This window comes from Vibrio echinoideorum (genome assembly GCF_024347455.1).
In the GTDB taxonomy this organism is placed as follows: domain Bacteria; phylum Pseudomonadota; class Gammaproteobacteria; order Enterobacterales; family Vibrionaceae; genus Vibrio; species Vibrio echinoideorum.
Genome location: NZ_AP025483.1, coordinates 1551556 through 1575751, shown reverse-complemented (window position 1 = coordinate 1575751; position 24196 = coordinate 1551556). Strand labels below are relative to the sequence as shown.

At 44.1% G+C, this 24196-nt stretch carries 18 protein-coding genes; 7 read left to right on the top strand and 11 right to left on the bottom strand.

Going from position 1 to position 24196, the window contains the following annotated elements:
• Positions 1-116: 116 nt before the first annotated feature.
• The 6 genes from prpF to OCV36_RS07030 all read right to left on the bottom strand — a co-directional run bounded on the left by prpF (position 117) and on the right by OCV36_RS07030 (position 8612).
• Entirely contained in the window at positions 117-1289 is a 1173-nt protein-coding gene (prpF, locus tag OCV36_RS07055; protein WP_135456346.1) for a 2-methylaconitate cis-trans isomerase PrpF, read from the bottom strand.
• A gap of 9 nt (positions 1290-1298) precedes the next feature.
• Positions 1299-3935: a Fe/S-dependent 2-methylisocitrate dehydratase AcnD gene (gene acnD / locus OCV36_RS07050; RefSeq protein WP_135456349.1), complete on the bottom strand. Its 2637-nt coding sequence runs from the start codon at positions 3933-3935 to the stop codon at positions 1299-1301.
• 101 nt (positions 3936-4036) lie between these two features.
• Positions 4037-5251, bottom strand: coding sequence for a bifunctional 2-methylcitrate synthase/citrate synthase (prpC, locus tag OCV36_RS07045; RefSeq protein WP_135456351.1), 1215 nt, complete (start codon positions 5249-5251; stop codon positions 4037-4039).
• A gap of 146 nt (positions 5252-5397) precedes the next feature.
• Entirely contained in the window at positions 5398-6294 is an 897-nt protein-coding gene (gene prpB, locus OCV36_RS07040; RefSeq protein WP_135456352.1) for a methylisocitrate lyase, read from the bottom strand.
• Between the two features lie 100 nt (positions 6295-6394).
• The gene (locus OCV36_RS07035; protein ID WP_054547688.1) at positions 6395-7114 is read right to left on the bottom strand and encodes a GntR family transcriptional regulator; all 720 of its coding nucleotides are present in this window, start codon (positions 7112-7114) and stop codon (positions 6395-6397) included.
• A 376-nt stretch (positions 7115-7490) separates the two neighbouring features.
• Positions 7491-8612 carry a multidrug effflux MFS transporter gene (locus tag OCV36_RS07030; protein WP_167853027.1) on the bottom strand — a complete coding sequence of 374 codons (1122 nt, stop codon included), beginning with the start codon at positions 8610-8612 and terminating at the stop codon, positions 7491-7493.
• A gap of 98 nt (positions 8613-8710) precedes the next feature.
• Between OCV36_RS07030 and OCV36_RS07025 the strand changes: the two genes are divergently transcribed.
• A complete protein-coding gene (locus OCV36_RS07025) occupies positions 8711-9475 on the top strand; it encodes an AraC family transcriptional regulator (protein WP_135456354.1) in 765 nt (254 codons plus the stop codon).
• A 31-nt stretch (positions 9476-9506) separates the two neighbouring features.
• On the opposite strand, the gene OCV36_RS07020 is transcribed toward OCV36_RS07025, so the two are convergent.
• Positions 9507-12689: an HD domain-containing phosphohydrolase gene (locus OCV36_RS07020; RefSeq protein WP_135456356.1), complete on the bottom strand. Its 3183-nt coding sequence runs from the start codon at positions 12687-12689 to the stop codon at positions 9507-9509.
• A gap of 498 nt (positions 12690-13187) precedes the next feature.
• On the opposite strand from OCV36_RS07020, the gene OCV36_RS07015 reads away from it, so the two are divergent.
• The 5 genes from OCV36_RS07015 (at position 13188) to OCV36_RS06995 (ending at position 17978) form a co-directional block, all read left to right on the top strand.
• Positions 13188-14159 carry a tripartite tricarboxylate transporter substrate binding protein gene (locus tag OCV36_RS07015; RefSeq protein ID WP_017076146.1) on the top strand — a complete coding sequence of 324 codons (972 nt, stop codon included), beginning with the start codon at positions 13188-13190 and terminating at the stop codon, positions 14157-14159.
• A gap of 254 nt (positions 14160-14413) precedes the next feature.
• Positions 14414-14911: a tripartite tricarboxylate transporter TctB family protein gene (locus OCV36_RS07010; RefSeq protein WP_029225202.1), complete on the top strand. Its 498-nt coding sequence runs from the start codon at positions 14414-14416 to the stop codon at positions 14909-14911.
• A 10-nt stretch (positions 14912-14921) separates the two neighbouring features.
• Positions 14922-16442, top strand: a complete 1521-nt coding sequence (locus OCV36_RS07005) for a tripartite tricarboxylate transporter permease (RefSeq protein ID WP_135456358.1) — start codon at positions 14922-14924, stop codon at positions 16440-16442.
• Positions 16443-16701: 259 nt separating this feature from the next.
• Entirely contained in the window at positions 16702-17460 is a 759-nt protein-coding gene (locus OCV36_RS07000) for a sulfite exporter TauE/SafE family protein (RefSeq protein WP_135456360.1), read from the top strand.
• A 326-nt stretch (positions 17461-17786) separates the two neighbouring features.
• Positions 17787-17978 (top strand): hypothetical protein, encoded by a 192-nt coding sequence (locus OCV36_RS06995; protein ID WP_017076149.1) that lies wholly within the window; start codon positions 17787-17789, stop codon positions 17976-17978.
• A 100-nt stretch (positions 17979-18078) separates the two neighbouring features.
• Here the strand turns inward: OCV36_RS06995 and OCV36_RS06990 are convergent, their stop codons facing one another.
• Complete coding sequence (locus OCV36_RS06990; RefSeq protein WP_102553252.1) at positions 18079-18492, bottom strand: VF530 family protein; 414 nt, start codon at positions 18490-18492, stop codon at positions 18079-18081.
• 409 nt (positions 18493-18901) lie between these two features.
• On the opposite strand from OCV36_RS06990, the gene OCV36_RS06985 reads away from it, so the two are divergent.
• Positions 18902-20062 (top strand): HD-GYP domain-containing protein, encoded by a 1161-nt coding sequence (locus OCV36_RS06985; protein WP_135456362.1) that lies wholly within the window; start codon positions 18902-18904, stop codon positions 20060-20062.
• 220 nt (positions 20063-20282) lie between these two features.
• On the opposite strand, the gene gnd is transcribed toward OCV36_RS06985, so the two are convergent.
• The 3 genes from gnd to zwf are packed head-to-tail and all read right to left on the bottom strand — an operon-like array spanning position 20283 to position 23993.
• The gene (gene gnd / locus OCV36_RS06980; RefSeq protein ID WP_135456364.1) at positions 20283-21731 is read right to left on the bottom strand and encodes a decarboxylating NADP(+)-dependent phosphogluconate dehydrogenase; all 1449 of its coding nucleotides are present in this window, start codon (positions 21729-21731) and stop codon (positions 20283-20285) included.
• A 28-nt stretch (positions 21732-21759) separates the two neighbouring features.
• Entirely contained in the window at positions 21760-22494 is a 735-nt protein-coding gene (gene pgl / locus OCV36_RS06975) for a 6-phosphogluconolactonase (RefSeq protein WP_135456494.1), read from the bottom strand.
• Positions 22491-23993: a glucose-6-phosphate dehydrogenase gene (gene zwf / locus OCV36_RS06970; RefSeq protein ID WP_167853032.1), complete on the bottom strand. Its 1503-nt coding sequence runs from the start codon at positions 23991-23993 to the stop codon at positions 22491-22493. The genes pgl and zwf overlap by 4 nt, the downstream gene beginning before the upstream one ends.
• Positions 23994-24196 lie beyond the last annotated feature (203 nt).

Sequence of the window (24196 nt, the reverse complement as noted above, 5' to 3'; positions counted from 1 at the left end):
TGCCTCCTCCATGATTAATCCATTAGTCCAAGCACCTTGCTTTTAGCAGTGTCACTTGGGTGCACTCTTTTCTCAGCGTTGTGTTCGTGAAAATTTAACCGTTCACGACAGTTGCTTTACTTAGGAAAAGGCACACGAATGGCACCTTCCATGATCACTCGAGCACTACGACTCATAATCGCCCTCTCAATTTTCCACCCACTTTCGGTCTGCAACGCTTTCGCACCTACCTTTAAGGTTCCTGACGGGTGGCCAAAGGTCACCGATTCACGTTGGCCTTCACCAGCAGCCAAATTAACCAGAGTTCCAGGAACACTTGCAGCAGAAGCAATCGCAACCGCAGCCGTTCCCATCATGGCGTGATGAAGCTGCCCCATCGACAAGGCACGAACCAAAAGATCAGTATCTTCAACAGGAACCGTTTTACCACTTGATGCTTTATAGGTTTGAGGTTTAGCGACAAATGCCACCTTAGGAGTATGTTGACGAGACTCAGCTTCCTCCAAGGTATCAATTAGCCCCATCTCGACCGCACCGTGCGCTCGGATAGATTCAAAAAGTGCCAAGGCTTTTGAATCATTATTAATGTCGGATTGAAGTTCAGTTCCACAATAGCCAACAGATTTTGCATCAACAAAGATGGTCGGAATCCCTGCATTGATATAGGTTGCTTTGATACACCCCAATTCAGGGACATCTAAGAAATCGACCACATTTCCAGTTGGAAACATTGAGCCATTACCATCGGCAGGATCTAAGAAATCGACTCGTATTTCTGCCGCAGGAAAAGTCACGCCATCAAGCTCAAAGTCACCTAACTCTTGGACTTCACCATTGATGATAGGCACATGAACAATAATGGTTTTCTGGATGTTCACTTGCCATACTCGCACCTCAACAACACCGTTTTCAGGGATACGAGTCAAGTCAACCAAGCCACTATGAATAGCGAACGGACCGACCGCTGCAGACAAGTTCCCACAGTTACCACTCCAATCCACAAACGGCTTATCTATCGCCACTTGGCCGAATAGGTAATCAACATCGTGATTGGGTTTGCTACTTTTGGAAACAATCACAGTTTTACTGGTGCTTGAAGTTGCCCCCCCCATACCATCGGTTTGCTTACCATAAGGATCTGGGCTGCCAATGACTCTTAAGAGTAATTCATCTCTCGCGTCACCCGCCATTTTCGCCGCTTCAGGCAAGTCTTCTAGATTAAAGAAAACCCCTTTGCTCGTGCCTCCTCGCATATAAGTTGCAGGCACTTTGATCTGTTTGTTTGTCATATCAAGCTCCTACTGTGCAAGAAAGTCTTTGGCAAAACGCTGCAATACACCACCAGCGCTGTACACATTCACTTCATCTGCGGTATCTAAACGGCAAGTGACTGGTACATCGAGTTTTTGACCGGTTTTGCGAGTGATCACTAGAGCCAAATCGAAACCGGCTTCAATATCACCGTACACGTCGTAAAGCTCAGTGCCGTCCAGTTCTAAAGTATTTCGATCCGTTCCCGCTTTGAATTGCAAGGGCAACACGCCCATACCGACTAAGTTGGTTCTGTGAATTCGCTCAAACCCTTCAGCAACAATCACTTCAACACCGGCAAGACGAACTCCTTTAGCCGCCCAGTCTCTTGATGAACCTTGTCCATAATCGGCTCCAGCAACCACTATCAGCGGTTGTTTTCGATTCATATAGGTCTCTATCGCTTCCCACATTCGAGTAACCTGCCCCTCGGGCTCAACTCGTGCCAATGAACCTTGTACGACTTCTCCAGCGTCCTTCACCATCTCGTTAAATAGCTTAGGGTTGGCGAATGTTGCTCGTTGCGCGGTTAAGTGATCGCCTCGATGGGTCGCATAAGAGTTAAAGTCCTCTTCTGGCACTTCCATTTGGGTTAGATACTCTCCTGCCGCGCTGGATGCCAGAATCGCATTAGAAGGCGATAAGTGATCCGTAGTGATGTTGTCACCCAGAATCGCTAACGGCCTCATACCAGATAGGCTTCGTTCTCCCGCAAGAGCTCCTTCCCAATAAGGTGGCCTGCGAATATAGGTACTTTGAGGTCGCCAGTCATAAAGCGGTTCAGTCGTCACCTGTTCCTCGTCTGGCTGGAACATTTTTACGTAGATCTGTTGGAATTGCTGAGGCTTAACATGCTCACCGACAACCGCATCGATCTCTGCATCACTCGGCCATAAATCACTTAAGTAGATCGGTTTTCCGTTGCTGTCTGTACCTAAGCTGTCTTTTTCGATATCAAAGCGAATCGTACCAGCTAAGGCATAAGCGACGACCAATGGCGGTGATGCTAAAAACGCTTGTTTGGCATAAGGGTGAATTCGACCATCGAAGTTTCGATTCCCCGATAGCAAAGCGGTCGAATATAGGTCACGGTCGATGATCTCTTGTTGGATTTTGGGATCTAAGGCCCCGCTCATTCCGTTACAGGTAGTGCACGCATAGCCCACGATGCCAAAGCCTAATTTTTCTAGCTCAGGAAGCAAACCTGCAGATGCAAGATAGAGCTTGGCAACTTTAGAACCCGGAGCGAACGACGTCTTAACCCATGGCTTACGTACCAGCCCAAGTTGATTCGCTTTTTTAGCCACCAGCGCAGCAGCTACCACGTTTCTTGGGTTACTGGTATTGGTACATGACGTAATTGCAGCAATAATCACAGCACCATCGGGCATTTGGTCATCGCTATATTTCGCCGAATGTTGTTCTTTCCACGATGATTGGCTGATGCCTTGTTTGGCAAGTTCACTGGTTGGTAAACGACGATGTGGATTGGATGGCCCTGCAAGGTTGCGCTCAACTTTCGACAAATCAAACTCAAGCACACGTTCGTATTGAGCGGAATCTAAATCATCGGCCCATAAGCCAGTTTGTTTGGCGTATAACTCGACCAACTCGACCTGTTCAGGCTCGCGTCCTGTCAGCTTTAGGTATTGTATGGTCTGTTCATCGATATAGAACATACCTGCTGTCGCGCCGTATTCTGGCGTCATATTCGATATAGTGGCGCGGTCACCAATAGTCAGTGCACGAGCGCCTTCACCAAAGAACTCTAAGTAACTAGAAACCACTTTTTCATTTCGAAGAAACTCGGTAATCGCGAGCACGATATCCGTTGCAGTGATCCCTTCTTGTCGTTGGCCAGTTAACTTAACCCCAACAATATCAGGTAGTCGCATCATAGAAGGACGACCTAACATCACCGTCTCAGCTTCCAATCCACCAACCCCAATCGCAATCACACCTAAAGCATCAACGTGAGGAGTATGGCTATCAGTACCAACACAAGTATCTGGAAACGCAATGCCTTCTTTAGATTGAACGACTGGCGACATTTTTTCTAAGTTGATTTGATGCATGATCCCGTTACCAGCAGGAATCACATTCACGTTTTTAAAGGCGGTTTTACACCATTCAATAAAGTGAAAACGGTCTTCGTTACGACGTTCTTCGATAGCGCGGTTTTTATCAAACGCTTCGTTATCAAAACCTGCATGTTCCACTGCCAGTGAATGGTCGACGATCAACTGAGTTTCCACAACGGGGTTAACCTTGGCAGGGTCTCCACCTTGATCGGCAATTGCATCTCGTAAGCCTGCTAAATCAACCAAAGCGGTTTGACCTAGAATGTCATGACACACAACGCGCGCAGGGTACCAAGGAAAATCTAAGTCACTCTTGCGTTCAATGATCTGTTTTAAGCTGTCTTCAAGGGTTTCAGGATCACAGCGTCTTACCAATTGTTCCGCCAATACTCGCGACGTATAGGGCAAAGTTTTATAGCTGCCCGGAGATATCGATTCTATCGCTTCGCAAGCGTCGAAATATTCCAAACTCGTTCCTGGTAAAGCTTTTCGATACTTTCTATTTTCAAGATTTTGTTTGTGTTCAAGTTTCACATCAGACATACATCCACCATTATCTGTTAAATTCTATTCTTTGGTTCTCGAGCTCTTGCCACGTGAAGATAAAGGTCACCTCGAGATATAAGTTGACTCGATATAGAAGGCTAACGTAGATGTATAGGTAGCCAGTCTTGATGTTCTGGCCCGGTGTAGTCTGCACTTGGGCGAATGATGCGATTATTTTCTCTTTGCTCAAATACGTGTGCCGTCCAACCCGTAAGTCGGCTCATCACGAAGATCGGAGTAAACAGTTTGGTTGGAATATCCATAAAGTGATAAGCAGAAGCATGGAAAAAATCGGCATTACAGAACAGCCCTTTTTCTCGCTTCATTACCGCTTCAACACGCTCCGAAACAACATAAAGCTGTTTATCGCCCACCTCTTGAGCTAGCTCTTTTGACCAACGCTTGATTAGAGCATTTCTTGGGTCGCTCTCACGATAAATGGCATGACCGAAGCCCATAATTTTGTCTTTGTTAGCGAGCATATTCATGATGTTCGCTTCCGCTTCATCAACGGTTTGCCAATCTTGGATCATTTCCATCGCCGCTTCATTTGCGCCACCGTGTAATGGGCCTCTTAACGTGCCAATCGCTGCGGTAACACAAGAATGAATGTCAGATAAAGTTGATGCGCAAACTCGAGCCGCAAATGTAGATGCATTAAACTCATGTTCTGCATAAAGCGTCAGTGAACAATGCATCACCTGCTTATGAAGGTCGCTTGGGGCTTTATCCGTTAGCATTTTCAAGAAATAACCGCCAATGCACGCTTCGCTTTGATCCCCAGTATCAATGCGCACACCATCATGGCTAAAGCGATACCAGTAACAGATAATGGCAGGGAAAAGTGCGAGCATACGTTCGGTTGCCGGCAGTTGCTCAGAAAAATCAGACTCTTGCTCTAAGTTACCCAACATTGAACAGCCCGTTCTCATCACATCCATAGGATGAGCGTCTGCGGGGATCAGTTCTAGAGCTGCTTTCAGTGGTTCAGGCAGACCACGTAAGCCAACCAATAGGGTCTTATAATCATCAAGCTCTTTAAGGCTTGGCAGATGACCTCTTAGTAATAGATGGGCGACTTCTTCGAATTGAGCATGATTAGCAAGGTCGGTAATATCATAGCCGCGGTAGGTCAAACCCGTTCCTGACTGGCCTACCGTACATAGCGCCGTGACTCCCGCACTTTGTCCTCGTAACCCTGCACCACCTAAAGCTGGCGCACTAATCGGTTTCGTGCTTTCATTTTTGTTTCCGTTGCTTTTCGCGGTTGATACATTATCGACAGCTGCTTTATCACTCAAAGATACAGACATTATGAACTCCTTTTCTGTGTTAGCCGCCTGCACTCTTTGGTGCTGCCTGTTTATATGTCCGATGATCTTTATCATCGGTACTGGATATGGCGACTAACCATTTCACGTTATTGGATTAAGTTGATTTTTGATTAATTGAAACTGGTTTACCCTTCACTTGAAAACAACTGATCAAGCTTGTTTTCGTAGTCGTGGTAATTCAGGTGTTCGTAAAGCTCTTTACGGGTTTGCATTGAATCCAACAGAGCTTCTTGATTGCCTTCAACTAACAAGTGCTTGTAAACATTCTCCGCCGCTTTGTTCATCGCACGAAACGCACTCAATGGATAAAGCACCATGTCGACACTTGATCGGGCCAACTCGTTACAGTTGTAGAGTGGCGTTTGGCCAAACTCAGTGATGTTCGCAAGAATAGGCACGTGCTTACCCGTTGCTGATTTCAACGCCGCCGAGAACTTCACGTATTGGTCTAGCTGATTCATCGCCTCAGGGAAAATCATGTCAGCGCCCGCTTCAACACACGCAATCGCTCGTTCAATCGCACTATCAATGCCTTCAACCGCCAATGCATCCGTACGCGCCATAATCACAAAGCTCTCATCGGTTCTAGCATCGGTTGCCGCTTTGACTCTATCGACCATCTCTTGCTGGCTCACAATCGCTTTATTTGGTCGATGACCGCAGCGTTTCTGGGCCACTTGATCTTCCATATGAATTGCAGCTGCGCCTGCCTTCTCCATCGCTCGAATGGTACGTGCAATATTAAATGCGCCACCAAAACCCGTATCGATATCCACCAGCAAAGGCAGATCACACGCATTGGTAATACGTTCAACATCCACCAACACATCGTTCAATGTCGTAATACCTAAATCAGGCAAACCATAAGACGCATTGGCGATACCTCCACCCGACAAATAGATCGCCTGATGCCCCAAGTTCTTTGCCATCATCGCGCAATACGGATTCACCGTACCGACGATCTGCAATGGGTCGTTGTCTTGCACAGCTTGTCGGAACTTTGCTCCTGCTGATAACTTCATAATGACGCTCCCTGTTAATTGTTTATTTCTAGCTAACCTTTAAGACTTACGGCTTTTGGTTATCGCCAGCACTGATCCGCTGACAGATTCCAATGGTCGCTTAATCAAGATCTTTGGATTGAATTTGTTGCTCTATAAGCAAGCGGCTACCCGAGATGTGTCGTCGCATTAGCATTTCTGCTAGCTCTTCATCACGGTTACGAATCGCTTGGAGGATGTATTTGTGTTCATCGAGCGCCTCTTTTGGTCGAGACTGAGCCCTAGGCGATTGATAGCGATACATGCGTAATAGGTGATAAAGCTCGTCACACAACAACGAAATGAGTTTGCTGTTACGACTCGCTTTAATAATGCGGTAATGGAAATCGAAATCCCCATGTTGATGAAAGTAAGAAGAACCCTCAACTTCATCGATGTGCTTTGAGTGTGTCGACAATAATCCTTCAAGCCCGATAAGCTCTTCTTGTGTTATGTGCCTCGCTGCTAAGCGCGCCGCCATGCCTTCCAATGCCTCTCGCACCGCGTACAGCTCTAGCAGTTTGTCTGCCGAAAAAGTAATAACTCGAGCGCCGACATGAGGAATTCGCTCAATCAGGCCAAGCCCTTCGATACGCATTATCGCTTCACGTAATGGTCCTCGACTTACCTCGAAGCGTTTAGCCAGTTCAGGTTCCGAGATCTTACTGCCCGGTGGTAATTCACCGTTAACAATCGCCTCAACGAGATACTCTGTCAGATTTTCCGACTTGGTGTTTTCTTTGTCGCTCACACGTGTTTTCGTGTTTGCACTTAAGGTGAGATCTTTTATCGCAGTATTCATATTCACGCAGCTCACTTCTGATTGCCGACCCTAACTGTCAACAATTTCATAACATGAACATAAAATACACGATCAAATTGTCGACAATCAAGTAGATTGTCGACAATTTAGACTAAGGTAGTACTTTTATTAACCGGTAGAGAAGTAGTGAAACGAAGCCATAAAAGAAAATAAATAGATGTTATTCATTAAGTTAAATCGTGAGCAAGCTTCAAACCTTTACCCACCCCAAATTTGCTCGAAAACAATGTGTCGACAACTGACAGTCAACTTTTAGAGATAGTATTCATTTCTACTCATCAGCTATTTAGACCAAAAAAGAGAAGCAATGATCGCCTCTCTTTATTATTCACAAGATTAACACTCTCAAAATTGGTTAATCACGAGACATCAACATAGTGCTTGCCAATAAAGATATTCCTATTAGCACTACCCCTAAGTTACCAATCTCACCAGCAAGCCCTAATCCCCCACCAATTAAACAGTAATACAACAATCCTAGAACCGCCCCTGCTGTGCCAGCTTGCTGTTTATAATTGACCAACGCCGTACTAAATATATTAGGACTTGCCATACCAAACCCTACAACCACAGCAGCCATACCTAAAAGAAACCAAAGGCTGTCTTGGTAAAAGTACACCTGAACAGCCCCAATAAAGCTGATGAACACCGCGATCTGAATGAGTCTTTGGGAACCCCATTCTTTTACTAGCAATCGTTTATTCATCGAGCTTCCTAAAACAGATGCTGCCGCTAATATCACGCCACTGTAACCAAATTCAATGGAACTTAAGCCAAACTGGCTGAACATAAATGGCGCTAAAGAATAATAGCTAAACATCATGACATTAAAGCAAGCCACAAGAATCGCACTTTTCCAAATATCCCTATCTTTTAGCATTACCGTGAAAATACCAATAAAACTGACCGTTTTGGTGTCAGCGGGTTTCGTTTCGGGTAAAGAAAAGGCGGATACGATCAGCAATATAAAAGCCATGACAAGCAGTAAACTGAACACCACTAAGTGTCCAAAATATTCAGCAATCAATCCTCCTGACATTAAGCCAACAACAGGACTAATTGATACTGCAACAATTGCTAGCGAAAACACTTTCCCTAGCTCTTTGCCTTCATAGCTATCACGTAATATTGTTTGCCCAATAACTGAGCCTACCGCCGCCCCGAAAGCTGAAACAACCCGCGCAATCATGACCATATCAAATTGAGTTGCCGTTATGGCTAACAGGCAACCAACACCATAAATAAACAAACCACACAACATGGCTTTTTTGCGCCCAACAAGATCAGAAACTCGCCCCCAAAAAACAACACCCACAGCAAAAGCAATAAAGTAAATCGACAAGGTTTGACTTGCGCTTGCCATTGATACACCAAAATAATCAACTAAGTGCGGCAATACTGGGCCGTAAATAGTTTCAACAATTTGAGGAAACATCAGCAGAATGATGATCAGTCCCATATGGGGTTTTTTATTCATATTATTCTCTTCTAAAACTGGAATAAGAGAAGTATATGGATTTCATTTATGTTCAAATATCAACAGTAGAACAACAAACATCAAAATAAGGACAAATCATGTTGATCGATGACAACACACCTTTTTATGTTGATGGTATGCCCTACCCCTTTGTTGGCATTGCCGCCCAAGTCGGCAGGCATGATTCTGGTATGCATACACACAACCGTGCACAATTGTTGTTTGCACCACATGGTTGCATCAGTATTACGCTTGACGGGATGCATTGTGTGTTGCCGCCCACCAAAGTGGCGTGGATACCCGCGGGAATTGAGCATTGCGCAACCATGACCAATGTCGTGGCCTATCGCTCGCTTTATTTTGATCCTCTTCGCATTACAAATTTGCCTAAAGAGTTGAGCATTCTTAACGTCACGCCACTACTAAAAGAGTTGATCGAACGAATGGCTTTTTGGGATTGGGATAAACCTAGTGAAGAGCAACACAACACATTGGCGTTGTGTTGCGAGGAACTTTCTTACGCAGAAAGGAACGAGCTAACGCTGCCTTTACCAAAAGATAAACGATTAGCGTTGTGGTTAGAAAAAGTAAAACTAGGAACACAGTTACCTCAACCACTCAATGAAATGGCCAAGCATATTGGAGCAAGCAGCAAGACCGTTAGCCGGTTATTCATCAAAGAAACGGGGATGCCTTACCAAGCTTGGCGTCAACAATGGCGGTTGTTAAGTGCCATTGAGCAATTGTCAGAAAAAAAGAGTGTCTCTGTGGTTGCCCACGAGTTAGAGTTCTCCAGTGACAGTGCGTTTATTCATTTCTTTAAGCAACACACCGGAGAAACCCCAACTCACTACATAAAGTGAGGTCAACAACCATTCATGCTTTCTGGCAAAGTTAAGCAGCGACGCCTTCAACTACATATTTTGATAGGTCTATATGATCGATCTGTTCCGGTTTTAAATACGTTTCGGCATAACGGATATGTGTACCGCTAGTTAGGAACAACCTAAACAGTTCTATATCGAGGTGCTCGTCCAACGCCATTTTGTACATAATATCGACAGCAACACTAATCGGCTTCGCCTTCTTATAAGGCCTATCCGCAGCGGTTAGTGCCTCAAAAATATCGGAGATCACCAGAATACGTTCTGGAATGGAAAGATCGTCGCCAGTCAACCTCCTTGGATACCCAGTGCCTTTGAGTGTTTCATGGTGCGTCGATGCATAGCGAGGAACACGACTTAGTTCTTTCGGGAATGGCAGATTTTCAAGCATCTTAATAGTACTGACTATGTGCTCATTAATCTTAAACCGATCTTCCGCAGTTAATGTACCGCGAGCAATTGATAAGTTGTAAATCTCACCCAAATTATATTGATGCTCAGGTACATTCATTCGTATTCCATGTCGAGGGTCAAAGTTCACTGCCCCAACTCGTTCAACGATATGCTCAGGTTTATCCGACAATAATTTTTCTTGTACAGGAAGACTTGTATCGCCCGTACTATTCGTCAATAAATCAAATTCCTCGGCAGGAGATAAGCCCAGTTTTTCGTCAAAATTACGTTGCCATGTTTGTTCTGAGATCAGCTTGATTCGTTCAACTTTATCATCGCTCATAAACTCACCTCCAACATTTGAAGAGGCTATAAATTCAAAGTCTTCAACCAATGTTACTTGCTTGCGTTTTAGTTCCTCATCGATGTTTGCTTTGGATTTCTCACCATCTAAAAGCTTTTTAAGAGCCTCAATTTCAGCATCTCGCCAAAGCACTTCAAAACGCGTGCGTACTTCATGAATACGGTTGTAATTGGCTTCTAGTTTAGAGCCCTTATCGACGATGTGTTCCGGTGTTGTGATCTTTCCACAATCATGTAGCCATGCCGCAATTCGAAACTCCCGACGTTCGACATCATTGGCAAACTTAAACGCCTTGAACGCTGGGAGTTCGGATTCTTCAGCGGCTTTAGCAAGCATTAAACCTAACTCAGGCACGCGATTACAGTGCCCTGCGGTGTATGGCGATTTATCATCAATGGCCTGCGCGATAAGCTTTATAAAAGCTTCAACAAACTCTTCTTGAGTCCGCTCATGTTGCTTGATTTCAGAAGCCATATCTTTTACAGCGACAGACAATTCCCACACTTCTTTAATTCGAGTCTCAACAAGTTCGACATTGTCATAATCACGTTGCTTTATTCGATTCGTTTCTTCTCTCAATTGACGGATCGGACGTACAATTGGCGCACCGAAAATCCATGCGATAGGTAGCGTCAAACACATCAATACGACAGTGACTCCAATTGAAGCCGCGACTCGTTTATTAACAGAATGGTAGATTTCACTCTCAGGAATTAATACAGCAAAATACTCGGAATTCTCCTCACCCGTTTCTATTTCAGTAAGATATAGATGTTTTGCCTCTCCATTAAATTCAACGTTGCTCATCTTACCTTCAACTGTCGCCACATCAGTCATATCGTAAAGTTCTGAGTAAGGAACTGTTGTATCCGTCTTAAACCCATTCCCATGAAACCACTTCTTGGCCAATGAATCGATTTGCTCACGACTTAACTGACTCATCGCTTGATTGATGATCGGCAATAATGATTGGTGCTTGTTCTGCAGCACTACATGGAACTCACTTGGATAGTTTTGCTTTAGATCTCGCAATATGTCATTGATTCTCAAACTTGAATGAAAAAATCTATCTAATGCAAATGACAGTACTGGCTCTGCGTCCAACACCGCGAAGCAATCTCCTTTTTTGACGGAATTGAATGCAGATTCCAAACTATCAAACTCAACCAGTTCGATATTTGGAAAATCATTCCTCAATTGAGGAATGATTGACCACCCAGATAAAACAGCCACTTTCTTGCCATCAAGTTCGGCATAACTCGTCACGGCTTGTGCACTTTCTCTCGTTACGACAGAAAATGGCAGTTCATAGATTGCTGTTGTATATAAACCATTTATCCCATTATCTTGATAATTTTGAACCGATTGCAGGCCATCAATACTGCCCTTCTTAAATTTATTAACGAGCTCTCCCCAAGAAAACCCATTTACAAATTCAAACCTTAACCCCGTCATATCACCAATCATGTTGAGAAGATCAATCGCATAACCGTTAGGCTGCCCCGAAACCGAAAAGTCCATCGGCCCCCAATCATTTTGATTTGAAACTAAAAGTGGTGGCGTATTTTCTATCAAAGTTTGTTGTGCTGGCGACAAGCTAATTTTAGACACTTCGGGCAATAAATTTTGAGTATTGGTCTTACGGTTAGAAGCGATGATATTCCCAGACTTAGAATATAAAAAAGATTCCACTTTACTGTCTTCATCTAACCCTAACGCAGATGCTGATAGTTGGTAAGCTAGAGAAGATAGAACGATATCGATACCAATTACATGTTGAACATTCCCGTCGAATTTTGACTTAAAAGCCAAAGAGTAAGTTTGCCCAGTAATCTGTAAATGCTGAAAGAGGTAAGGTTGCGTTTTTTCAACGGTTTCAGTATTGGCTGCAATATACCAAGGCCGAGCAGTCGGAAAGTAGTTACTCTGCTCCACTCGTGACTTTCTGAGTGTGAAGTTCTGGTCAAAGTAATTCGTCGTGCGGACACGTCCTTGTTCCTTGTTTTTGATTTCAATCACGACCCACCGGTCTGTCTGCGCGGCGCCGATTCTGTTTCTCACAGAAGAGGCCGATTCTAAATTAATAATTTGAAAGAAATCATCGTTAGGCGAGCCAATGTAAATGCTATAAAAAAGAGGGTTATCTTTAATAGCCTCTGCGAGGATACTGTGTGACTCTTCTTTGGATAAACGTTGACTAATAGAACGCTTCACTGAAGCAAGTAAACGTGCCGTATTAACTGCATCAGTTTCAACTGCACCGAGATAATCACTCAAATCATTGGAGACCATCGTCAATTTCGACAAGGTATGTTCTGTTGCCATCTTTTTACTGAAGTAGTATTGAAGAGAAACGGCAACCACAGCAGTTAGCACAGTCGCAAGTATGAACATTGTTCCAACGGTAAAGCGTAACGAAATTTTTTTTAATGCCATTATTCTATCCTTGAATAATCGCCAACTCAGAACTTAACAGGCTAGCGCTATCTATACTATTGTAGTTGCACATCAACTCTAGCAACGCATCATTCCATATCTAAAATGTAACACCTCTACAAACCCTATTCTGTTGCAGAAATTAATATAGTAGTAACAACTAACAATATAGACCAATAGCCAACGCACCGAATTAAAAGCGCTAGTAAGACACAATTTCCTCTATGAATTCAATCGCTTTTAAATGCTGACGGCAATTTCAAGATCCAGACATCATTCAAAAGTAAATCGACTAAACCTACTTCCCCGTGAACTTTATGAACTTTATTCACCCAATGTTCTTTATCCTCAATATCGCCGCATTAAAGACAATTCGTTAACACCTCGTTAACTTTAACCTCATCTGCTAAGCAATGCCCTACTCGTGTGTTTAGCAGCTGGATATAAAACATAAGTTTCTCTCCATTGAAGAGATCCCCTACATAAGGAACGTGAACCATGTTCAAGGCACTGAAACCTACTCTTGCGGCTTCTATCATCGCAGCTACCTTTTCTTTCAACACTTTTGCTGCTGACCTAGAGAAAATCCACTTCCTAATCCCTGGCGGTGCTGGCGGCGGTTGGGATATGACGGCTCGTGGCACAGGTGATGTATTAGTGAAATCAGACATCGTTGAAAATGTCTCTTTCCAAAACTTGTCTGGTGGCGGCGGCGGTAAAGCCATTGCACACCTAATCGAAACAGCTCAACGCCAAGAAGACACGTTGATGGTGAACTCAACACCTATCGTTGTTCGCTCACTAACAGGTATCTTCCCACAATCTTTCCGAGACCTGACACCAGTTGCAGCAACTATTGCCGACTACGGTGCAATCGTGGCGTCTGCTGATTCGAAGTACGACACTTGGGAAGATGTAGTAAAAGAGTTCGAAACCAACCCACGTAAAGTGAAAATCGCAGGTGGTTCAGCTCGTGGCAGTATGGATCACCTTGTGGTAGCAGCGGCGTTCAAAGGCGAAGGTTTCGACGCTAAGAAAGTACGTTACATCGCATATGATGCAGGCGGCAAAGCAATGGCAGCGCTACTGTCTGGCGAAACACAGCTTCTTTCTACTGGCCTTGGTGAAGTGCTAGAGATGTCTAAATCTGGCCAAGTAAAAGTGCTTGCTGTTACGGCACCAAAGCGTCTTGATGCTGCACCTAATATCCCAACACTGACTGAATACGGCAACGAAACAGTATTTGCTAACTGGCGTGGTTTCTTCGCCGCTCCTGGCACTAGCCAAGCAAAAATCGACGAGTGGAATGTAGCGCTTGGCAAAATGTACAAGACTGATGAATGGCAAGTAGTTCGCGACCGTAACGGTTGGATCGACAACTACAAAGCTGACAAAGATTTTTACGCCTTCCTAGAAGACCAAGAAAAACAGATGGGCGACCTAATGCGTGAGCTTGGTTTCTTGAAATAATCTATAACCGAAGAGGGTATCTTATCCATTCCCTCTTCACTCTTTCCTTGTTTCGCCGTACATGAGTTAACTTCAAACTCCTTTGTTTACTCGTATCGAATTACTCACACTTGTCTAATCACTAGAGAAGCAAGTGGCTTAAATATTAAGCATTGTAATCCGCTTACCTTAGGTTAGTGATCCCAGACATTATTCACTAACTCGCTCATGTACGGCTTTTTTACGTTCCTTTATTACCCCAAACGGAGTTGGATATGTCGGACCTACCAACCAAATTTTTAAGTAAAGAATATTTGTTATGTCGCGATCGCGTCGGGGCAATGATTTTTTTACTCGTGTGCCTTTGCTATGGCTACCAAACCACACTCATTCCTCTTTTCCCTGGCGACGAGTATGAACCTTTTACGGCTCGCACATTACCAACACTTCTAACCTTTGCGGGTATTGGATTATCACTGCTGTTGCTCGTTACTGGGCAAGTAGACAAAGAAAGCGGTGCAATCTCTGACTTTGATTGGAAGCTACTGATTGGGTTCTTGGTGTTAATGGCACTGTACGGAGTTGGCCTTACTTACCTTGGGTTTGTTCTGGCAACAAGCTTCTTCTTACTCGCAGGCTTTTACTTATTGGGTGAACGCCGTAAATCTATTTTATTTGGCGCGTCATTCCCATTCGTTATCGCGTTCTTTCTTCTATTAACTCAAGGCTTAGATATCTACCTAGAGCCTGGTTTAATCTTCACTCTTTGGTAGGGATAACATTATGTTAGATGGAATTTTACAAGGACTTTCGACCGCTGTGATGCCAATGAACATCATGATGGTCATCGTAGGCTGTTTTGTTGGTACCTTTATTGGGATGCTTCCGGGATTAGGTCCTATTTCAGCCATTGCGTTGATGATACCGATTACTTACGGTTTAGATCCTTCTTCTGGCCTTATTCTTATGGCTGGAGTGTATTACGGTGCGGTATTTGGTGGTTCTACTTCATCAATCCTAATCAATGCACCAGGTTGTTCTTCAACAGTAGTCACGGCGTTTGATGGCTACCCAATGGCGCAGAAAGGACAAGCAGGCAAAGCGTTAGCATTGGCGGCTTACTCATCGTTTACTGGCGGTACACTTTCAGCCATTATGTTGTTGATTGCGGCACCGGCCTTAGCAAGCGTGTCTTTGAGCTTCCAGTCGTCAGACTACTTCGCCCTAATGTTACTTGGGTTATCGGCTGTAGCCGCATTTGCAGGCCCCGGCCAAGTCATTAAGGCATGGATGATGACTATCCTTGGCCTAATGCTTTCAACAGTTGGTATTGATAAAGGCGTCGGTGTAGAGCGATTCACATTTGGCTTAACAGACCTTATGGATGGCTTTAGTTTCTTACTATTGGCAATGGCAACATTCGCTTTAGGTGAGACTTTAATGGGCATTTTGAAACCAGAGAAAGACACTAGCGGCGAAGAAAGCCAAAAGATGGCTGATATTGGTAGCATGAAAATCACCAAAGAAGAGTTCAAAGAAGTTGCTCCCGTTTCAATTCGTTCTTCAATCCTTGGTTTCTTTACTGGTGTTCTACCCGGTGCAGGCGCAACCATCGCGGCTTTCTTAAGCTACGGTATGGAGCGTAGTTTAGCGCCAAAGGACAAACAAAAAGAATTTGGTAAAGGCAGTATCCGAGGTTTAGTGGCTCCGGAATCTGCAAATAACGCAGCATCAAGTGGGTCATTTGTACCGCTGTTAACGCTTGGTATTCCGGGTTCTGGTACGACAGCCATTATGCTCGGCGCGTTGATCGCTTACGGTATTCAACCTGGCCCGCGTCTGTTTGTTGAACACCCTGATGTTTTCTGGTCAGTGATTATTTCAATGTACTTCGGCAACATCGTATTGGTTATTTTGAACTTACCGCTGATCCCGTACATTTCTAAGTTACTAGCGGTACCAAGAACCGTACTTTTACCAATGATATTGTTCTTCTCTATTACAGGTGTTTACTTAGTTTCCTTCAATACCATGGATGTTTTCATCATGCTATTGGTCGCGATGGCAGCTATCGCATTGAGGTTGGCTAATTTCCCGCTAGCACCGTTGTTGTTAGGTTTCATTCTCGGGGGTTTGATGGAAGAAAACTTAAGACGAGCATTGATGATCAGCGATAATGGACTTAGCTTCTTGTGGGAGCGTCCGATTACAATGACCTTCACCATTCTTGCTGTACTTGTACTTTCTAGTCCAATCTTGGTTAAGCTATTTAGAAGCTTTAGAAGAACGCCGGTAGAAGTCTAAAACTCAACAAAGACAGCAGAACGAAAAAGGAGCCTTGGCTCCTTTTTTTTAACCATAGCAGTGACATTGGCAGCAATATCAATAACAGCAGCAGAAACAGAAACAACAGAACGGCAGTAATCGCAATAACAACAGCGGTAAGCTAAATCGCGAGTTGGTAGCAAACTCACAAACTCGATCCTTCATAATACATAGCTCTGATATTCATAACGAAATCAAGTAAGGTAATTATTCATTTAACGCATTGGATTTTTAAACTATGGATTGGTTGATTCTATTCTTGTCTGGGGTGATTGGCGGTGTGCTTAACTCCATCGCGGGTGGCGGCAGTTTCATCACCTTCCCTGCTTTGTTATTTGCTGGCGTCCCTCCGATAGCCGCTAACGCCACCAACACCTTTGCTTCATGCGCGGGTTATATCAGTGGTGCTTACGCGCTTCGACACGAAATTCAATCAGGCACAAAACAACTTAAACTCGTCATCGCTTTGTGTGTCATTGGTGGAGGTATTGGTGCGTTTTTACTATTGCACACACCAGAAGCCTTATTTACTCAATCCGTTCCTTGGTTACTACTTTTTGCAGCACTTCTATTCACCTTTGGCGGAACGCTTAATAAATGGCTCAAAAAAGTTACGGCTAAACACAAACACGCCACCAGCGCAGGAGCCTTCTTTTCAGCTTTGTTATTGCTCCTCGTGTGTGTTTATGGCGGTTACTTTAACGCAGGGTTAGGAATAGTGACATTGAGTTACTTAGCACTTGCTGGCTACACTAACATCAACGTAATGAATGGCATCAAACTGCTGGTTTCTGCGTGTGCATCGTTAGCGGCAATCGTGTTTTTCGTCATCAATGGCTCGATAGACTGGCCGTCAGGAGTGGCTGTTTTATGCGGAACCTTGGTCGGAGGTTATTATTCAGCAAAAATCTCTCGCCGTATTCCACAGCAGTACATTCGTATCACAGTGATCGTCGCTAGCTTTTTGATTACCGCTTACTTTTTTTATACCAACTAGGTTTTATGCTAAGTAGGTTCTATACCAACTGGGCTCTATACAAAGTAGGTTCCATGCCAACTAAGTTTTATTCGAACCACTTCTTACAGTAATCACGGTTTTCGTTCGCAAAACACAACGCAAATCGTTAAGTATTGAAGAGGTATCAAATCAACCTCAAACATCTCTCTGGTTATTTTATGAACTATAAAATAGCCAAGCCGTAATATGTGAAGCAAGTCCTTCAATTAGCAAATTTGATAACAATTTAGACTGTTTTTTAGCCTTTATTTTGATGAAAGTGAGATAATTCGCCTGTCAAAAGTGAGACTTCATTAGGAGGCGTTATGAACATCAAACTCGGTCATGTCATGTCATCAAGTCGACTCATTTGCTTTGTCGCTTTTCTTGCTGCCACATTCGCGTGGATTCTCAAAATGCCCGCTCTGTTTTCTGTGTCAGCGCTATTCTTACTGATCAGCGCCATTGTCTATGTTGTTGACCTTTGGAAGAATCAAAGAAAGAACCACGAAGCTTAAGGCTCAAAAACAATAAGCTTTAGACGTATTTAAAAGTTATACGCATTAAAAAAGGAGCGCTTAGGCTCCTTTTGTATTTTGCAGTCAAGACTTCGTCTATCTAACGACGAAAGTTACGGCCGTTACCGCCTCGGCGCTCTTTAAATGCAGACGCCGCTTTAGCTTGTGATGCAAGAATCGACTCTACCGTCAATTCCATTGGCTCACGTGGTTCTAGTCCATGACGGAATGTACGTGAACGTGGGGGCATCTGATACTCGATATCTGAAGCTTTAGGCATACGCTTAAACCGGTAAAGGTAGAAGTTTTCAACCTTTTCACGTGCCCATTCTGTTTTCTTCAAATATTTAACTGCACTTACTACCGTTGGCTTAGTATTAAAGCAGTTCATACGCATTGCTGCATCCAAAATTTCCCAACCATAATGATCCACTAACTCAGTGATCATGATGTCAAGCTTTAAGCCGTGTAGAGGGTTGTTTTGTTGCAGTTCGATTCTTTCTTCTTCAGTCATAACATTACCTTTTTCAAGGCAGCTCACGGCCTTGAATATACTCTAGAACACCGTCATCACTGACCGTTTCTAGCTCAATCACTTAGGCATTATATCCATTGCCCTTATTTATGCCTTTATGATGGCATAAAGCATGTGCGTTATCCTATTTATCTTTTCATTTAATTTCAAAACGGTCATTTAACGCTCGGATTCTCATTAACATCACTTCCTTTCATCAACATCGCATACTCTTCTCTAATTAAGAAGAACACAGCAGTTCAAGTTAACAAAAAATGATGGTACCGCTATGAAATAACCATTTATTAAATGATGACATTGCACTTTATCAGTACGCAATGCTATGGTTTTATCGATACTAAAAATAATAAAGATCTGACTAAGCTATTGATATAAATATAAACAAAGGTTGGCTTGCAATATGTTTGACTACTCCCAGCTCAACAGAGTAGCCGCACAAGATAAGGACATTATCGCCATCGTTGATGACCTTTTCCGGCTCGCTCGTGAACATTACCCCATCTTATCTCGGCTTTCAGTCGTACTGTGCAGTGAAAACAGAGCCTCGAATTACTTTGTTTCGGATAGCCTTTGCCAAGAAGCCGAACATCGCTATATCGAACAGGAACTTAAACCAGAATCTGAGCTGTCTCGAATGGCTGAATCTCTAGACACTCGAATAATCGACGACCTCACCTCTACCCATCCGACAAAACAAGTTTCACATCTATTAAAACTTGGTCACCAAAGCAGTTACACGACGCCTATTCACTACCAAGAAAGTAACCTTGGGTTTGTGTTTATTAACGCTTCATCAATCGGTTTTTTTGCTCAACAATACATTCAATGTGATATTGCTTATCTCACTCAAGTCATTTCTAGCTTGTTCATTCAACTGTTTGAGCGACAGCGTCACTTTCAATCATCATTAGCAATTGCCTTAAACATGGGGCACGCTCGCGATCCAGAAACCAAAGAACATCTAATACGAATGGGGAAATACAGTGAACAGCTGGCCCGCACCTTATCACACAGTAACAATGAGATTACTCATCAGTTCATTCATCGTATTCGGTTATATGCCCCTTTTCACGACATAGGGAAATATCGGATCCCAGATAACGTGTTATTCAGCACTGGCAGCTTCACCAAAGAAGAAAGAGCCATCATGAACAATCACACTTTGTATGGTGAAGAGATGGTTAATGACGTGGTCGCCCTCTCTCACCACAGCTCAATGTGCATGGATGAAATACAGTTCATTAAGAATATTATTCGCCACCACCATGAGCGATTTGATGGCAGAGGATTACCCGACGGGCTAAGCCAAGACGCGATCCCCCTAGAGGCGCGAATCGTGACACTCGCGGATGTCTTTGATGCACTCATGAGCAAAAGAGCTTACAAACACGCTTGGTCACTGAATGACGTAATGGCTTATATTGAGGCGCACACTGGTTCTATGTTTGATCCAAAATGCGTTTCAGCGCTTAAGCAAAATCTAGAGCATTTCATGTCGATTCGAGAGCAGTACAACGACGAAATTCAGCCACATATTATGACGGCCTAAATTAGCTAATAAGCTGCTGAAACTGTTATGTGCTAAGTGCTCTAAGTGCTCTAAGTGCTCTAAGTGCTCTAAGTGCTCTAAGTGCTAACAGTAAGCCGCTGATCATTGACCGTCAAACCATACCTAAAAACCAACAAAAAAGGATGCCAATTGGCATCCTTTTATTTTCTAGTTTACAGCTTAAAGAACAAACGTGTTCTTAACTGCTCCTAACTAACGATTATACGTCGTAAGTTGTAGAAGCAGTGTCGCCGCCTGTACCAGTCCAGTTTGTGTGGAAGAATTCACCACGTGGACGGTCAGTACGCTCGTAAGTGTGAGCACCGAAGTAATCACGTTGAGCTTGTAGAAGGTTCGCAGGAAGACGAGCGGTAGTGTAGCCGTCTAAGAACGTTAGTGCAGAAGTCATACATGGCATTGGGATGCCTGATTCCATAGACTTAGCTGCAACTTTACGCCAAGCGCCCATGCAGTTGTCTAGGATGCCTTTGAAGTATGCATCTGAACCTAGGAATGCGATCTCTGGGTTCGCTTCGTAAGCATCACGAATGTTGCCTAGGAATGCAGAACGGATGATACAACCACCACGCCACATAAGTGCAACGTTACCGTAGTTTAGATCCCAACCGTTTTCGTTCGACGCTTCACGCATTAGCATGAAACCTTGAGCGTAAGAGATGATCTTAGAAGCAAGTAGAGCCTGACGGATTGCATCAACCCACTCTTGCTTGTCGCCTTCAACTGGAGCTACAGTCTTGCCGAACAGTTTCTCAGCTTCAACACGTTGATCTTTAAGTGCTGACAGGCAACGAGAGAATACAGACTCAGTGATTAGAGTCAGAGGGATACCCATATCTAGTGCATTGATACCAGTCCATTTGCCTGTACCTTTTTGGCCAGCAGTGTCTAGGATCTTCTCAACTAGCGCTTCACCGTCTTCATCTTTGTAGCCAAGGATGTCAGCTGTGATTTCTACTAGGTAGCTGTCTAGTTCAGTTTTGTTCCACTCTGCAAATACAGCCTGCATTTCATCGTGGTTCATACCTAGGCCATCTTTCATGAACTGGTATGCTTCAGTGATAAGCTGCATGTCACCGTATTCGATGCCATTGTGAACCATCTTAACGAAGTGACCAGCACCGTCGTTACCAACCCAATCACAACAAGGCTCACCCGCGTCAGTTTTCGCAGAGATACCTTGGAAGATAGGCTTAACCGCTTCCCAAGCTTCAGGAGAACCGCCTGGCATGATAGAAGGACCGAAACGAGCGCCTTCTTCACCACCAGAAACACCCGTACCGATGAAGTGGATGCCTTTCTCGCGAAGAGCAGCAACACGACGGTTTGTGTCTGGGAAGTTAGTGTTACCGCCATCAATGATGATGTCGCCTTTGTCTAGAAGTGGTACAAGCTTGTCGATGAACGTATCTACAACGTCACCAGCACGAACCATAAGCATCACTTTACGTGGCGCTTCTAGCTTCTCAACTAGCTCTTCTAGAGAGTAAGCACCAACAATGTTAGTACCTTTAGCCGGGCCTTCTAGGAACTCGTCTACTTTAGCAGCAGTACGGTTGTGAGCCACAACTTTGAAGCCGTGGTCGTTCATGTTTAGGATAAGGTTCTGACCCATTACTGCTAGGCCAATTACACCGATATCACCTTTCATTATTTTATCTCCTTGCGGCTATTCGCACTTATGCGATAGCACTTGCTGCATTTGAATCTAGGAACCACTCTGTTTCGCCAGTTTTAGACTGGATTTTCGCTGCCGGGTAAGGCAGTTCTGAAGCAGGAGTTGTATGAATTTCTTTAACGATCTCAACTTTACCTGCACCCAGTACTAGGTAGCTGATTCGTTTTGCTGCTTCTAAAACTTTCGCTGTTTTAGAAACACGGATCTGACCCGACTCTGGGTGAGAAGCTAATACAGATAGGTTCTCATCTTGGTAGTCAGTTACACCCGGGAATAGTGAAGCTGTGTGGCCGTCTGCGCCAACACCTAGCAGAATCCAATCGAATACAGGCGTGCCGTTTTCAGTTGGAATCACGTCTGCCATCTCTTTTGCGAAACGCTCTGCTTCTGCTTTAGGCTCATCTTCACCACGGATGCGGTGGATGTTCTCTGACGGAAAGTTTACTTGAGAAAATTCTCTTAGTTTTAAAAACAATAGCGCGTTCGCTTCGCCGAAGTTGCTTTCTGCATCATCAGGTGCAACGCAACGTTCGTCGCCCCACCAGAAGTGAAGGTTATTCCATTGAATACCTTCCGCGTATGGTGCTTCAGCTAAAAGCTTGAAAAGCATTTTTGGCGTGCTGCCACCAGACAGTGAAATGTGAACAGGTTTGCCCTGCTCGCTGTAAACTTTCATTTCGTTTGCTAGGTTTTCAACGACCAGTTCAGGCGTTGCAAAGATCTTGTGATTGATCATAGTTCGCAGTAATCCGTGTCTGTTAAGTTTTTGCATGGGAAACGCCATGCGCGGCCATCACGTCGCAGAAGTTCATCCGCTTCTTGCGGGCCCCAAGTACCACAAGCATAGCCAAACAGTGCTTGAGGATCTTGCTTGAAGTCTAAGATTGGTTGAACGTATTTCCAACATGCTTCTACTGCATCGGTACGTGCAAACAGAGTCGCATCACCGTTCAGCGCATCAAGAAGAAGACGCTCATAAGCCGTCAGCATTTGAGTTTCAGGCAAGTCAGAGTAAGAGAAGTTCATCTTCACTTCTTTTGCTTTAAAACCTGCACCTGGTTCTTTCAAACCAAAACTCATCTGAATACCTTCATCCGGTTGGATACGGATAATCAGCTTGTTCTCTGGCGCATCTTGACCAAATACTGGGTGTGGTGTGTTCTTAAAGTGAATCACGATTTCAGTTACGCGAGTTGGTAAGCGTTTACCCGTACGTACGTAGAAAGGAACACCATTCCAACGCCAGTTGTTGATGTATGCTTTAAGACCAATGTACGTCTCGGTACGTGAATCATCAGCAACACCATGCTCTTCGCGGTAACCAGGTAAGTGCTGACCACGAACATCAGATGTTGTGTATTGACCTAGTACTAGATCTTTACGTAAGTCACCTTCCTCTAGCGGTTTCAGGCACTGAAGTACTTTAACCACTTCATCACGAATCGAATCGGCATTGATTTGAGCAGGTGGCTCCATACCAACCATTGCCAGAACTTGTAGCAAGTGATTTTGGAACATGTCACGAACTGCGCCAGAACCGTCGTAGTATCCGCCGCGCTCTTCAACGCCAAGGAACTCAGCACCTGTGATTTCAACGTATTCAATAAAGTTACGGTTCCACAGTGGTTCGAACATCGCGTTTGAGAAACGAAGCACTAGAAGGTTTTGAACCGTCTCTTTACCAAGGTAATGGTCGATACGGTAGATCTGGTGTTCTTGGAAGTGATGATGGATCTCTTCATCTAACGCTTGAGCTGATGCTAAGTCGTAACCAAATGGTTTCTCGATGATCAAACGACGCCAGCCGTTCTTTTCGTCGTTCAGGCCATGTGCAGCAAGGTTTGCTGGAATCACACCGTACAAGCTTGGCGGGGTTGCCAAGTAGAACAATGTATTGTGGTTTTCGAATTGGTAGTCTTGCTCAAGCTTGTCTAGACGTTGTGCTAAACGAGCGTAATCGTCTACATCTGAAGTGTTGATCGCTTGATAATGCAGATGTTCAATAAATGCATTCAGCGTCTCAGGTTCAGTTTTTTCCATTTCCTGAAGAGACTTCTTCAGCTTCTCACGGTAAGACTCATCGCTGTACTCAGTACGGCTCACTCCAAGAATCGCAAAGGATTCAGGTAGTTGATTGCTAGCATACAGGTGGTACAAGGCAGGAATTAACTTGCGATAAGTTAGATCTCCCGACGCACCAAAAATAACGATGCTGCTGTTTTCAGGTATTACCATCATCTTTCCTATAAAAACAAGGTTTTTAGTATTCGCCAAAGGTATCAGCGACATACGAAAATAGATAATAGGTCTTGGCTATTACATCAATAGCGAGTGCCTATTACACTTGAGAATGCGTTTGGTAAACGAGGGTGAAGACTATCACCTCTATTCGGGACAGTATTGTCTATGACTATTTGATTTACATCAACCACTGTGAA

What these genes read in the sequence shown, in the direction of transcription:
- prpF (WP_135456346.1), bottom strand. Translation starts at nt 1,289, where the DNA reads ATGACAAACAAACAGATCAAAGTGCCTGCAACTTATATGCGAGGAGGC.
- acnD (WP_135456349.1), bottom strand. Translation starts at nt 3,935, where the DNA reads ATGTCTGATGTGAAACTTGAACACAAACAAAATCTTGAAAATAGAAAG.
- prpC (WP_135456351.1), bottom strand. Translation starts at nt 5,251, where the DNA reads ATGTCTGTATCTTTGAGTGATAAAGCAGCTGTCGATAATGTATCAACC.
- prpB (WP_135456352.1), bottom strand. Translation starts at nt 6,294, where the DNA reads ATGAAGTTATCAGCAGGAGCAAAGTTCCGACAAGCTGTGCAAGACAAC.
- OCV36_RS07035 (WP_054547688.1), bottom strand. Translation starts at nt 7,114, where the DNA reads ATGAATACTGCGATAAAAGATCTCACCTTAAGTGCAAACACGAAAACA.
- OCV36_RS07030 (WP_167853027.1), bottom strand. Translation starts at nt 8,612, where the DNA reads ATGAATAAAAAACCCCATATGGGACTGATCATCATTCTGCTGATGTTT.
- OCV36_RS07025 (WP_135456354.1), top strand. Translation starts at nt 8,711, where the DNA reads ATGTTGATCGATGACAACACACCTTTTTATGTTGATGGTATGCCCTAC.
- OCV36_RS07020 (WP_135456356.1), bottom strand. Translation starts at nt 12,689, where the DNA reads ATGGCATTAAAAAAAATTTCGTTACGCTTTACCGTTGGAACAATGTTC.
- OCV36_RS07015 (WP_017076146.1), top strand. Translation starts at nt 13,188, where the DNA reads ATGTTCAAGGCACTGAAACCTACTCTTGCGGCTTCTATCATCGCAGCT.
- OCV36_RS07010 (WP_029225202.1), top strand. Translation starts at nt 14,414, where the DNA reads ATGTCGGACCTACCAACCAAATTTTTAAGTAAAGAATATTTGTTATGT.
- OCV36_RS07005 (WP_135456358.1), top strand. Translation starts at nt 14,922, where the DNA reads ATGTTAGATGGAATTTTACAAGGACTTTCGACCGCTGTGATGCCAATG.
- OCV36_RS07000 (WP_135456360.1), top strand. Translation starts at nt 16,702, where the DNA reads ATGGATTGGTTGATTCTATTCTTGTCTGGGGTGATTGGCGGTGTGCTT.
- OCV36_RS06995 (WP_017076149.1), top strand. Translation starts at nt 17,787, where the DNA reads ATGAACATCAAACTCGGTCATGTCATGTCATCAAGTCGACTCATTTGC.
- OCV36_RS06990 (WP_102553252.1), bottom strand. Translation starts at nt 18,492, where the DNA reads ATGACTGAAGAAGAAAGAATCGAACTGCAACAAAACAACCCTCTACAC.
- gnd (WP_135456364.1), bottom strand. Translation starts at nt 21,731, where the DNA reads ATGAAAGGTGATATCGGTGTAATTGGCCTAGCAGTAATGGGTCAGAAC.
- pgl (WP_135456494.1), bottom strand. Translation starts at nt 22,494, where the DNA reads ATGATCAATCACAAGATCTTTGCAACGCCTGAACTGGTCGTTGAAAAC.
- zwf (WP_167853032.1), bottom strand. Translation starts at nt 23,993, where the DNA reads ATGGTAATACCTGAAAACAGCAGCATCGTTATTTTTGGTGCGTCGGGA.